General features: G+C 73.8%; 9 protein-coding genes. 3 read left to right on the top strand and 6 right to left on the bottom strand.

What is annotated here, in order from left to right:
- Positions 1-562: 562 nt before the first annotated feature.
- Complete coding sequence (locus LRS74_RS32430) at positions 563-1,831, top strand: hypothetical protein (protein ID WP_277744361.1); 1,269 nt, start codon at positions 563-565, stop codon at positions 1,829-1,831.
- Positions 1,832-1,854: 23 nt separating this feature from the next.
- The gene (locus tag LRS74_RS32425; protein WP_277744360.1) at positions 1,855-2,142 is read left to right on the top strand and encodes a hypothetical protein; all 288 of its coding nucleotides are present in this window, start codon (positions 1,855-1,857) and stop codon (positions 2,140-2,142) included.
- Between the two features lie 69 nt (positions 2,143-2,211).
- On the opposite strand, the gene LRS74_RS32420 is transcribed toward LRS74_RS32425, so the two are convergent.
- The 5 genes from LRS74_RS32420 to abc-f all read right to left on the bottom strand — a co-directional run bounded on the left by LRS74_RS32420 (position 2,212) and on the right by abc-f (position 10,581).
- The gene (locus LRS74_RS32420) at positions 2,212-4,212 is read right to left on the bottom strand and encodes a PE-PGRS family protein (RefSeq protein WP_277744359.1); all 2,001 of its coding nucleotides are present in this window, start codon (positions 4,210-4,212) and stop codon (positions 2,212-2,214) included.
- A 60-nt stretch (positions 4,213-4,272) separates the two neighbouring features.
- The gene (locus tag LRS74_RS32415; RefSeq protein WP_277744358.1) at positions 4,273-4,938 is read right to left on the bottom strand and encodes a hypothetical protein; all 666 of its coding nucleotides are present in this window, start codon (positions 4,936-4,938) and stop codon (positions 4,273-4,275) included.
- Positions 4,939-5,054: 116 nt separating this feature from the next.
- Positions 5,055-5,666 (bottom strand): hypothetical protein, encoded by a 612-nt coding sequence (locus tag LRS74_RS32410; protein ID WP_277744357.1) that lies wholly within the window; start codon positions 5,664-5,666, stop codon positions 5,055-5,057.
- Between the two features lie 338 nt (positions 5,667-6,004).
- Positions 6,005-8,788, bottom strand: coding sequence for a hypothetical protein (locus tag LRS74_RS32405; protein WP_277744356.1), 2,784 nt, complete (start codon positions 8,786-8,788; stop codon positions 6,005-6,007).
- Positions 8,789-8,946: 158 nt separating this feature from the next.
- Positions 8,947-10,581, bottom strand: coding sequence for a ribosomal protection-like ABC-F family protein (abc-f, locus tag LRS74_RS32400; protein ID WP_277745034.1), 1,635 nt, complete (start codon positions 10,579-10,581; stop codon positions 8,947-8,949).
- 251 nt (positions 10,582-10,832) lie between these two features.
- Here abc-f and LRS74_RS32395 point away from each other — a divergent pair, with 251 nt between their 5' ends.
- A complete protein-coding gene (locus LRS74_RS32395; RefSeq protein ID WP_277744355.1) occupies positions 10,833-12,203 on the top strand; it encodes an MFS transporter in 1,371 nt (456 codons plus the stop codon).
- A 218-nt stretch (positions 12,204-12,421) separates the two neighbouring features.
- Here the strand turns inward: LRS74_RS32395 and LRS74_RS32390 are convergent, their stop codons facing one another.
- Positions 12,422-12,640, bottom strand: a complete 219-nt coding sequence (locus LRS74_RS32390; protein ID WP_277744354.1) for a hypothetical protein — start codon at positions 12,638-12,640, stop codon at positions 12,422-12,424.
- Positions 12,641-12,664 lie beyond the last annotated feature (24 nt).

The raw sequence follows: 12,664 nt of genomic DNA, 5'->3' as shown, positions 1-12,664 counted from the left end.
TCCCTGCCCGGTCGCGGGGGTGTCGATGCGCGCCCACGACGGGGACGCGGCCGACCACCCACCACCCGGCCGGCCGGTCGCCGACCGGCCGCGGCCGCCGCGTGGACGAGCCGGCAGCCGCTCCCGGCCCCTCGGCGCGCCCCCGGGCACCGCACACCACTCCTGCGACCGTCCCGGGCGACGGCGCGTACCACGCCCCCACCAGGCGTTTCCCGGGACGGGGCGCACCGCGGCGGCCCGGGACGCCCGGTGCCGGCAGCCGGCGCGCGGGAGGCCGCGATCACTCGTCCGGAGCAGCCCACCAAGCCGGGCCACCGTGCGCGATCACATGATGTCGGTGTGTCACGTTGTAGCGCTCTCGTGTCGCGCGCAACGTGCTCCCGCAACGCGGCACACCGGCAGTGAACGTGGTTCATGCCCGTTCGACCCGCGCCCTCGGAACTCGAGCCCGCGCCGGGGACGTCCGCATTGATCGGCGCCCCGGGCAGGCCCGCAGGACGCGACGGGGTGTGCGGGTCCATTCCGCCGCGCGTTGCCCTCCTCGATCAAAGGAGCAAAACCCGTGCGAAGTATCAGACTCGCGGTCCTTCCGCTGGCGACGGCCGCCATCCTGGCGCTCACCGGTCCGGCGACCGCCTGGGCCACGCCCGACCCGACCGACCCCGTGCCGCCCCTCGAGACCACGGCCAGCCCCGCCCCGCGGATGGCCAATGGCGAGGTGATCGACTCACCGACCGCCGCCGAGGCGCTGCAGCGCTACTGGACGCCCGAGCGGATGAAGAACGCCATACCGCTCGACCGCGTCGACATGGCGCCGGGCGCGTCGGGCCAGAGCGCGAAGGCCGAGTCGACGCCGCCCGCCGACGCACGGCAGGGCAGTACCGACGCGAGCGCGCCCCCGGCAGCGGCGGAGCCCCAGAGGGAGGCCAAGCCCAAGCCGAAGCCCCAGGAGAAGGGCCAGGCCAAGCCCCAGGCCAAGCCGAAGACCCAGAAGCAGGGCCAGGCCAAGCCCCAGGCACAGGCGAAGCCGAAGACCCAGAAGCAGGAGCAGGCCAAGCCCCAGGCACAGGCCAAGCCGAAGACCCAGAAGCAGGACCAGGCCAAGCCCCAGGCACAGGCCAAGCCGAAGACCCAGAAGCAGGACCAGGCCAAGCCCCAGGCACAGGCACAGGCCGCGGCGCAGCTCACCGAATCGGCCGCGGTCGGCAAGGTGTTCTTCACCGACCCCGGGGACGGGCTCGACTACGTGTGCTCGGCCAGCGCCCTCAGCAGCCCGTCGCGGCAGATGCTCATCACCGCGGGCCACTGTGTGCACCAGGGCGGCGGCGGCACCTGGATGACCAACTGGACCTACGCGCCGCGCTACCGTGAGGGCGTGACCCCGTTCGGGCTCTTCTCCGCCCAGCAGTTCCGCACCTTCGACGCCTGGATCAACGACTCCGACCTGCGCCGGGACGTGGCGGTGGTGACGACCTTCACGCTCAACGGGAGCAAGGTCGTCGACGTGACCGGCGGTCACGGGCTGAGCTGGAACTTCCCCACCGACCAGGCCATCACGATCCTCGGCTACCCGGGCAACTTCTCCGACGGAGAGGTGCAGTCGTGGTGCACGGGCGTCACCCGTCCGGTCACCGACGGCCGGCGCGAGATGCAGTGCAACTTCGGTGGCGGCTCCAGCGGCGGCCCCTGGCTGCGGGACTACAACCCGCTCACCGGGCTGGGCTCCGTCAACGGCGTGATGAGCACGCTCGCCACGGACGGCTGGAACCGGACCCCGTACTTCGACGACGCGGTGAAGGCGATGGTCGACGCGCAGGGTAGCGTCACCTGACCCTCCGACGAGGAGACAGTGCCATGAGCCGGCCCCACCACGCCACACCCGCCCGACTCCACGACCGCGGCCGCGGCCGCGGCAGGGCGAACCGGTTGCCGTGGTGGGGCACGGCCGCCGCCGTGCTCGCCGCCGTGGTCGCGCTGGTCGCCTGGCGCACCGCGGCGGCCGCGCCCAAACCTCCGCAGCCTCCGCCGGCTCCGGGCTCCACCAGCAGCGACGTGCGGCCGGACCCCGGCACGTCCGAGGGCTATTGGACACCCGAACGCATGCGAGAGGCCCGGCCCGCCCCCATGCCGGAGGACGAGTGAGCCGGCGGACGCGCGGGCGCTCCACCAGGTCGGGCACCCTCCACGCCCCGGTGGGTTCGCCGTCCCGGCTCACGGCTGGGCGCCCGCGCCGGTTTCCGTCCGCAGCCGGTGGACCATCCGCCGCATGGCGGAGACCGGCAGCGCCGGGTTCCGGGCCGCGTCCTCCGCGAGGTCGACGTTCCACAGCAGCCGTGCCAGCACCCCGGCCGGCAGTCGAGGATGGCGGGCGGCGGCGCGGCGCACCTCGAGGCGCGGATCGTCGAGGAGCCGTACCGCGGAGGCGGGGGTCAGCCGGGGATCGGTCGCGGCGCGCAGCCGCACCTCCCGGTGGGGATCGCGGCTGAAGCGCTCCACCAGCTCGGCGGTCGCGTCCGGGTCGTCCAGGGCCAACTGCCGCATGCGGGGGTTCGGATCCTCGGCGTACCGCAGGAGTCCGCGGCGGGGGAAGTTCGGGTGGGTGCGCGGGCGGCCGGGGTGGCTGAGGCTCCCGTTCCACCAGCGCCACACCTCCAGGAGCAGGTCCGCGGGGGCGTCGTCGCAGGATTCGGTGAGGAAGAGCCGCACGACACGGTCCTCGTCGCGCGCGAGGCGTTCCACCACGTCCGGTGGCAGGTGCCTGGCGCGGGCGACGCTGCCGCGCACCAGCGGATGCGATGAGGCGGCCAGCCGGCGCATGGCCCGCGGGTCGTGGTGGAGCGCCACGACCCAGGGCAGTGCGTGCCGGAGCCCGTGGGGGTCGACGTCGACCGGGATGGCGGCGCGCTGTTCCTCGGTGAGGTCGGGACGCAGGGACACGACGAAGCGGACGCCGTGATCCGTGTCGTGGGCCAGGCGGGCCAGCAGGTCGGGCGCGAGGTGCGGGTTGGCCGCGAGAGCGGCGCGCAGCGCGGGTTCCTCGTGCGCGCACAGGTGCTCGGCGAGTCCGCGCTCCAGCCGGCAGGACTCGGCGGCCCGGTCGCGGTGGTCCAGGGTGTCGAAGACCGGTCGCGACATCGGATGGTCGCGGTGGTGGAGCAACAGGGCCGTGGCGCGGACCCGGTCGTCGGGGTCGGAGAGCAGCGTGCGCCGGTGTGGCTCGGGCAGCCGCGCCCAGCCGTTCCCGCAGGCCGAGGCCCGGACGGCCGGGTCGGGGTCGGCGGCCAGGGTGGCCAGCGACTCGACGGGCAGGCCGGGGAGGCGGGCGGTCTCCTCGCGGACCCGGGCGGACGGGTCGGCGGCGAGCGTCACATGGGCGGTCTCGGGCAGCGCCGCGCGCCGGTCCGCCGCGTGGAGGGTGAGGATCCAGCGGCGCCGGGGGTCGGCCTCGCCGAGGATCAGTCGGGCCCACTGTCGGGCGTCGAGGTTCGGCTGGACCTCGGCCGTCAGCTCGCGCACCTTCGCGTCGGGGTGGTCGATGGCGGCGTCCACGAGGGGGGCCGGCAGGGGTCGCCACAGCAGGCGGTGGCTGAGGCCCAGCAGGTCGTGTCGGACGTCGTCGGGGGCGGCGGCATGGCCCCCGAGTCCGTTGGCCCACGCCTCGCGCAGGCGTCCACGGGGGCGCGGCCCTCGGGAGAGGACCGCCCAGGCCGCGGCCCGCTGCTCCGGGGTCTCCCGGGCGGCGGCCCGCGCGGCCGCCTCCCGGCGTTCGGTGACCCGGTCCACGACGACGAGCCAGGTCTCGTACTCCTCGGTGGTGGCCCCCAGCAGGGCCTCCCCGTCGGGGGCGGCGGTGACGAACTCCGGCTTCCCGGGGCGGTCTCCGAGGACACCGGCGAGGTCCCAGCGCGCGGTGAGTCGCACCCGGGTCCAGTACGGGGAGGACCGGCCCGGCCAGTCGCCGGCGACGCTGATGAGGAAGGCACCGTCGTCGTCGATGATCCGGTGCGCGACGGCGAGCCGGTGCCACTCCGCGTTGAGCTCGGCGACCAGGTCGGGCCGGTCCCTCCGGACGGCCACCGTCGGCTCGGCCGTGACGGCGATGATCGGGCGCCAGGCGGCCGAAGGCGGGATGACGCCCTCGTCCCTCGCGTCGCCGATCACATCCAGTCCGGCACGGCCCAGCAGCTCCGACAGTTCACTCGCCCGTGTCATGGCGGTTCATGATGCCCGAGGGCGCATGACGGCGAGGAACCGGCCCGGGAGGTGGCTCGGTCAGTGGGCGGCGGCGGGCTGCTCGGTGGGCTTCTCCTCGCCGCTCTGCTCACCCTCCGGCTGGTGCTGCCGCACGGCGGGTTCCCGGACCAGGGTGTAGAAGACCGACCGCTTCTGCTTGCTGCGCTCCGCCTTGCCCTGGGCGACGAGCGACTCCAGGGTGTTGCGCACCACCGTGGCGTGCACCTTGCGTTCCGCGTGGCTCTCGGCCAGCGCGTTGGTGATCTCGGCGACCGACTGCGGTTCGACCCGTTCGGTCAGATGGGCGGTGACGAGTTCGCCCAGCGTGGCCCGGGGCCCGTCGCTCCCCGAGCCGTTGGACCGCGCCCGGCCGGGGTTCTTGGCGGAACGGGCCTTGGGGACGGCCGCCTTGGCGCGCTTGCCCTTCGTCGCCGGCGTCTTCGCCTGGGGGGCCTTCGCCTGCGGGACCTTCGCCACCCGCCCCTTGGCGGTGCCGGTCGGTCGGGACTTCGACGGAATCGGCGAACCACCCGTGAGGGTGCGCTGCATGCTCACCAACACGTCGTGGTCCTTCTGGAGGGCCCCCAGTTGGTCCTGAAGCGCGGCGATCTCCGCGCTGAGGCGCTCCCGTTCCTCCTCGTTGCGTGTGATGTCTGCCGCGACCTGGGCCGCGTACTGCTCCTTCAACGTGGTGGGTTCTGGCACGACGCCTCACCTTCCGGTTGCCGTTGTTGGTGCGGGATGTTACTCACACTCCGGATGCGCGGCGCAAGCAATGGGCGCAGCGGCGCCTGAATGGGGGGCTGGGGAAGACTGACGTGCTATCGCGGTGTGATGTTCCGGCTGATGAGCTGGACGAGGTCGCGTTCGGAGAACTCGCCGTGCTCCGAGGTGAAGACGAGCGCGGGGTGCCGGGGATCGGCGGGCTTGTCCAGGGTGATGACCGCGAGGGGCTCGTCGAAGTGGTCGCACGTCTGGGTGCACCGGGTGTACCGCTGGGTGAAGACCCGGGCGGGTCCCAGCGGGGTCCGCACCGTGCGGGCGGTCTTGTCCACCGCGGGTGGGATGTCGGCGACGGTCCGGTAGCGCGGGTGCCGCCCGTTGGCGGGGTTCCGATTGGCCTGCGCGTCGATCTCGCAGTCGGTGGGCACCGAGAACCAGGACAGCTGCGGGGTGTTCCCGTCCATGGCTCGCCGGGGCGCCTTGCGGCAGGCGGCCGGGGTGCCGGGTGCCGCCGGCGGGGAGAAGCCGTCCTCGATCCGGAGGCCGGCGGGCAGCGCGACGCGGAAGCGCGGCACTCCGTCGCCCCCGGCGTCGTGGAGGGTGCGGGGCTCGGGTGCCGAGGACGTCTCGGGCGCGCCACCGCCGGTGTCGTCCCCGAGGCATCCGGAGAGCAGCACCACGCCCAGCGCCGCGACGGTCGCCAGCCGCATCCGTGTGCCCGACCGACGTCGGTTCGTGTTCCGGTTCGCGCGCATCCGCGGTTCCCACCCGTCCACTCATGTGACCACTCAGGTGACCACCGTTCGCTGTGATCACTTGCTCGCGGGCAAGGGACGTCGGGGCGCCGCGTTCGGTTCCAGACGGGACGCGCCCCCTCGGGGCCGTGACGGGACGCGCCCCTCGGGGACCGTGGGGGGTGCCCGGCCCGCGGAGGCGGCCGCTCGCACGGCGCGGTGACACGCCGATGCCACCGGTCCCTCGGGGACCGGTGGCATCGTTCGTCAGAGGTGTGGGGCGCGTCCGGTGTTCAGGGACGGGCCGGCGCGCCTCACTTCACGTTCCGCACCGTGCCGGTCACCTCGACGCCCGGGTGCGTCTCCCAGTGCTCGTCGAAGGTGAACAGCCGCAGCCGCAGCGACTCGTCCTTCTCAGTCAGCTTGTCCTTGACGGTGGGTACGGACACCACGGTGCTCAGCTTGCCGGCGGGGATGGACATCCGCAGGGTCGGGTCGTCGCCCGCCTTGGACAGCGGCCGGGCCGGGTTCGGCTTCTGGTCGAGGGCCGTCTCCAGCCAGGTCTTGTCGACGTCCACGGTGGACAGCTCGGTGCCGCCCTTGACCGGCAGGACGCTGAACCCGCCCTCGATCTCCAGGTCGGCGGCCTGGGACAGCTTCACCCGCCAGCTCAGCTTCTGCCCCTCGGTGACGCGGTCCGCGACGGGCTCCACGGTGATCTTGGGCATGGGGTCGTCGTTCTGGACGGTCAGTCCGCCCGCGTAGGAGCCGACCACGGCGCCCCGCACCGCCTTGGCGAAGACGCTGTGCGTGGCCTCGGAGCCGTAGCGGGTGTTGCCCGGCACGGTGATCGGCACGTCGACGTCGTGGCTGCCGGCCTCGACCGTCACGACGCGGGAGGTGGCCTTGCCCGTCTTCGCGTCGATGACGGACAGGCGGATCGTGCCGCTGCCCTTGCCGGAGACCCGGACCGGGATCCGGTGGGTCTGGGTCCCGGAGTCACCCTCCTTGACCTTCAGCCGGCCGAGGTCGACGCGCGGCAGCGCGGCCGGGCGCACGGCGGGGGTGCCGGGGCGCCAGCCCCAGGCGTCCATCAGCCACGCCTTCCCCTTGCCGCCCCGCGAGGTCAGCTCAAGGGTCTTGACCTGCTTCAGGTCCAGCTTGGCGCGGACCGCGGCGGTCAGCGGCACCCGGACCTCGCGCGCCCAGTAGGACGCGGTCCGGTCGGTGCCGGGCAGACCGTCGACGCGCACCTTGCCCAGCTTCGCCCGTCGGTCGGAGGCGTCGGTGATCGCGACCTCCAGCTCGGTGCCGCTGGTGTTGGGCGGCACGATCACCCGCAGGGCGAGGGACTGGGCGCCCTTCACGGAGACCGGGCGGTTCGGGCTCACCCGCGTCGTGGAGCCCGCCTTCGGCCAGCCCATGGCGATCGCGTGGCGGCCCGGCTCGGGCGACATCGCCCAGCCGGCGAAGTGCGGCGACGCGCCCTTCGTGGTCGGCGGCAGGCAGGCCGCCGGCGAGTGGTCCACCTGCAGGCACATCTTGCCGCCGGTGACGGAGGCGGCGGAGGGGTCCGGCACGACCAGGGGCATGCGGTTCGCGCCGACGGCGTGGGTGTACACCCGCGCGGGATCGGCCGAGGGCGCGCGCAGGTTCGAGCCGTCCAGCAGCGGGCGCACCTTGTCGTCGCCCGCGACGAACAGCCGGGCCGCGGCGGCGATGTAGGTGGAACCGGCCTTCTGCTGCTGCTTGGCCGTCAGCCGGGTCTTCTTGCCCGCGGAGCACAGCGAGTCCGGCTTGTCACCGGCCCAGAAGTCGTCGTCCGCGGGCGCCTGCGCCTGCCCCGGGGTCCACTCGGTGTTGAAGTAGTTGTGGTTGGCGCCGACCATGTAGACCGAGCTGTGCAGGGCGGTGCCGCTGCTGACGCCGCGCGTGCCGTCGGCGAAGATCTGGCCCTGGAGGTCGGAGACGTCGCCGTCGCAGCCCGGCAGGATGGTCGTGGAGGGCACGTCGGGGACGGGGTTCTGACCGAAGATGGTGGGCCCGATCAGGACGGTGCCGCGGACCTTCCAGCGCACCGGGCCCTTGTACCCGTCCTCGCCGGCGGGCGGCTGGGCGAGGCTGTCCAGCGCCGCCCGGTTGACGCCCTCGCCGCCGCGGGAGTGTCCGACGAGCAGCACCCGGTCCATGTCGGCCGGTGCCACCTTGCGGACGACGGCCGGGGCCTTGGAGCGGTCGGCCGCCCACTCGGCCCAGTCGCCGAGGTGCTGCCGCACCAGGGACGAGCGGGCCTGTGCGCCGCCGTCCTCGGCGTTGTCGTCCTGCCCGTTGATGCCGTTGGCGGAGATGGACACCGTCACATAGCCCTGGGACGCCAGGAGCTTCTGGTCGTGCAGGTAGCCGCGGTAGCTGGGCACCGACTTCATACCGGTCCTGCAGGGCCACCCGCCCTCGATCTCACCCTTGGCGTTGTAGCAGGTGTAGTGGCGGCCGTGCAGGAACAGCGCGACCGGGCGGCGGCCGGGGGCGTCGACGGGGCCGACCACCGTGGCGCGCATCTCCACCGGGGCCGGGAAGCCGGGGAGTCGCACGGACTTCAGTCCGTACTCGCCGCCGGCGGTGCGGTACTTGCCCGGCTTGCCGGGGTCGACCTTGTTCGCCGGCAGCGGGGCCGCGGGAGCGGCGGGCGCGATCGGGCGCGGACCGCCGGGGGCCGCGTCGGTGGCGGCCGCGTCGAGGCGGCGCCCTCCGGCGAGGACCTGAAGCTCCGTCATCGACCCGGTGGGGGCCTCGGCGAGCGGCAGCCGGAAGGTGCGCCCGTCCTTGTCCGCCGTCGGTCGGCCGAGGAGTTTGCCCCCGGCGTGGAACTCGACACGGGCGTCGCCCATGGGCACCCGGTCGGACGAGCGCCACACCAACTGCTTGTCGGCGCCGCTGCCGGTGAGCTGCCAGCCTTCCGGGAGCCTGTCGTCGGAGTGTGCCTGGGGGGTGGACGATATGGGCTCGGCCGATGGCTGCGCGTACGCGAGCACCGGCAAACCCACGGCCAGCGCGAGTGCCGCCGTACCGGCGGTCACCAAGCGCGGGACACGGATCACAATCGTTCTCCTTGCTTTCTGCCTTGCTCAGGAACCCCAGGGATCCCTGGGCGCTCCCCCGCGTCCCCGATGACGGGGAACGAACGCCAGAGGTTGCCTCAATTCGGGCGCGATTTTCCTCATGTTGAGCAGGAAGAGACTTCTGGAGTCGATACCGATCAGGAGTGCCGAGGCGCCGACCAGCCGCGCGGGCCGGCACCGATGCCCGACTCCGAGCGCATGGACCCGGGAGGGGCGAGCTCCAGCCGCTGCCCGCTGAAGGCGGCGCGCAGCCGTCGGTCGTGGGTGACCAGCACCACCGTGCCCGGGTAGCGCGCCAGGGCGGCCTCCACCTCCTCCACCAACGCCGGGGCGAGGTGGTTGGTCGGCTCGTCCAACAGCAGCAGGTCCAGCGGCAGGGCCGCCAGCCGGGCCAGTTCCACCTTGCGGCGCTGGCCGGCCGAGAGGGTGCGGACGGGCCGGGTCAGGTCCGCGGGGGCGAGCAGGCCCAGGGCCACGACCCGTTCGGCGTACGCCTCTCCGTACGCCTCCACGACGGACCGTCGCTCCACCCAGCCCCGGTCGTCCTGACGCAGCAGGCCGACCCGGCGCGGGGCGCTCACCGTCCCGGAGTCGGGGGCGAGTTCGCCGGCCAGCACCCGCAGCAGGGTGGACTTGCCGGCGCCGTTGGGGCCGGTGACGAGCAGCCGTCGTCCCTGCTCGACGCGGAGGCGGTCGAGCGCCAGCCGGCCGGAGACCCGCACCCCCGCCAGCTCCACCGCCGTGTTCGTCCCGGCGGCCTCGAACCGACCCGCGAAGCGCAGCGGACGTGGGGGCGGCGGAACCGGGTTCTCGGTGAGGCGCTGGAGGCGTTCCCGGGCGTTGCGGACGCGGCTCATCGCGCCGTGCGCCCGCGAGCGCGCCCGGAAGGCCCCTGCCCCGCTGAAGGCCGCGGGCGCCTTGCGCGGAATCTCGGACAGCCGCCCGATGGCGCCGTCCGCGAGCCGCTCCGCGCGGGCCGTCTCGGCCTGCCACTCCTCGTGCTCCCGCGCCCAGCGGGCTCGGGCCGCCGCCTTGGCCGTGAGATATCCGGCGTAGCCGTTCCCATAGCGGTGGACGGTGCGCAGATCGCCGTCGACCTCCAGGATGGCGGTGGTGATCCGGTCCAGGAAGGCCCGGTCGTGTGTGACGGCCACGACCGTGCCGCGGTGGGCCCGCAGGCGCTCCTCCAGCCAGGCCACGGCCTCGTCGTCGAGGTCGTTGGTCGGCTCGTCCAGCAACAGCAGTTCGGGGTCGGCGGCCAGGGTGGCCGCGAGCGCCAGCCGGGAGCGCTGTCCGCCGGAGAGCGTGCCCAGCGGCCGGTCGAGCTCGAGGGCACGGCGTTCGCCGAGCCGGTGCAGGAGGGCCCGCACGCCGCGGTCGGCGTCGCGGCCGCCGCGCGCCTCGTACGCGGCGACGAGCGCCCCGTACGCGTCGACCTCCGCCGCCCCGGCCAGGTGCAGTCGGGTCTCGGCCGCCCGGATTTGGCGCTCCATCGCGCGGAGCTCGGCGAGCGCGAGATCGATCGCGTCCCGGACCAGGGCGGTGCCGGGGAGGTCCAGGGTCTGGGCGAGGTGGCCCAGACCGCCGGGGGTGCGGACGGTGACCGTGCCGTTGTCCGGAAGCTCGCGACCGGCGAGGAGCCGGAGCAGCGTCGACTTGCCGGAGCCGTTGTCACCGACCACGCCGACCCGTTCGCCGGGCCGCACGCCGCAGATGACGCGATCGAGGACGACGCGGTCGTCGTATCGCTTGGTGACGTCGGTCAGAACGATCTGGGTACCGGCAGGGGCAGTGCGCAAGAGCGCGCTCCTTCGCTAGGGAACGGGGAAGGTGAGCGAGACGAGACGATCCGTCTTGTTCACGAGTGGCAACACTACCCCCTGCCCACGCTTCACGCAAGACGTCTCGTCTCGTCACCACCCGCCGACACGGACCTGTTCACCAGATCATCGACTCCATAAGGTTGTTGATCATCAGTCAGTGAAGCGGCGGCCACACGGCCGCCGCGCTCGGGGGTTCTTCTGTGTCGCTACGCTTCCTGCCGCCCGCCGGCGCGCCGCGCGTCCTCGCCGCGGCGCAGCTGGCCAACTCCATCGGCGACGGCGCCTTCTACGTGTGCTCGGCGCTCTACTTCACCCGCGTGGTGGGCCTCTCGGCCACCCAGATCGGCCTCGGTCTGACCCTGGCGTGGGCGGTCGGCTCCGTGGCGGGGGTACCGCTGGGCGCGCTCGCCGACCGCCGGGGACCGCGCGGAACGGCGGTGCTGTTCGCGCTCGCCACCAGCGCCTCCGTCGCCTCGTTCCTCTTCATCCGGTCCTTCGTGCCGTTCCTCGTCGCCGTCTGTCTGTACGCCACCGCGCAGTGCGGTCTGGCCGCGGCCCGCCAGGCGCTGCTCGCCGGGCTCGTGGAACGCTCGGCCCGCACCGGTGCCCTCGCCCACCTCCAGTCGACGCTCAACGCCGGGTTGGCCGTCGGCGCGGCCCTGGGCGGTCTGGCCCTGCACGAGGGCACCCGGCGGGCCTATCTCACGGTCTTCGCCCTGGACGCGGTGGCCTTCCTGCTCTGTGCGGCGGTGCTGCTCCGGCTGCCGGCCGTCGCCCCGGTCCCGGCCCGTACGGGCGGCGAGCCGCTGTTCGCGGTGGTGCGGGACCGCCCGTACGCCACGCTGACCGTCCTCAACGCCGTTCTGTTGCTGCGGATGCCGCTGCTCAGCCTGGGCATCCCGCTGTGGATCGTGGAACGCACCGAGGCGCCGAGCTGGTTGGTCTCGGCGCTGTTCATCCTCAACACCCTCGGCGTGATGCTCTTCCAGGTCCGTACCGCCCAGGCGGTGACCGACCTGCGCACCGCCTCCCGGGCCGTGTGGCGGTCCAGCCTGATCATGCTGGTGTCGTGTGGCGTCTTCGCGCTGACCGCCGCGGGGATGCCGGTGTGGGCGGCCGCCGTGGTGCTGGTCGCGGCCGCGGTGCTCCAACTCGTGGCCGAGATGCTCCAGTCGGCCGGCTCCTGGCAGATCAGCTTCGACCTGGCGCCGGCTCACCAGGTCGGCCAGTACCAGGGCTTCTTCGGTACGGGCGTCCCGGTGGCGCGCACCCTGGGACCGCTGCTCCTCACCACGCTGCTGGTGGCCTGGGGAGTCGCGGGCTGGCTGCTGCTCGGGGCGCTGTTCCTGGCGGCCGGGCTGGCGACGGGGCCGGTGGTGCGCTGGGCGGAGCGGGACCACGCGCGGCTCGGCGGTCCGGTGACGGCCGCGGCGGAGCCCCCGTCGGAGGGGCCGGCCTCGGGTGGGTCACCGTCAGGCGGGGTGCGGTCGGACGAGGCGCCGTCGGACGAGGCGCCGTCGGACGGGTCACCGTCGGCCGAAGAGCCGGCGACGGAGACCGCCGGCCGTTAGTCAGGACCGTGCGGTACGGGGAGGGTCCGGGGCGTCAGCCACTGCCCGTCCGGGGTGTCAGGGCCTGCTCGTCCGGGGCGTGAGGGCCTGCTCGTCCGGGGCCTCTCCGTCCATGGCTCGTCCGTCAGGGGCCGTCCGTAGGCCCGCTCGTCCAGGGCCCGCCTGTCAGGACCCGCCTGTCAGGGAGCGTCCAGGGCTCTCCGGAGCGTCGCGGGGGCTCACCTCGGCGCCTTCGCCCACGTCTCCGGGCCGCCTCCCCGCCACTCCACACACCTCGGGTCGGTGAGGTCCAGGTGCTCCACGCCCGTCCTCCCGGCGGCGGCCGCGAAGGCGGTGACATCGGAGGGGCGTTGGGCCACCCCGACGTCGCTTCCCTCGTAGCGCACCCGGCGCCGCCCGTTCTCGTCGGGTGGGTAGACGACCAGCTTGGCGGTCATGAGGCCAGCCTCCACCCCGCTCCC

The sequence above is a fragment of the Streptomyces sp. LX-29 genome, assembly GCF_029541745.1.
In the GTDB taxonomy this organism is placed as follows: Bacteria; Actinomycetota; Actinomycetes; order Streptomycetales; family Streptomycetaceae; genus Streptomyces.
This window is presented reverse-complemented; position numbering and strand designations above follow the sequence as displayed.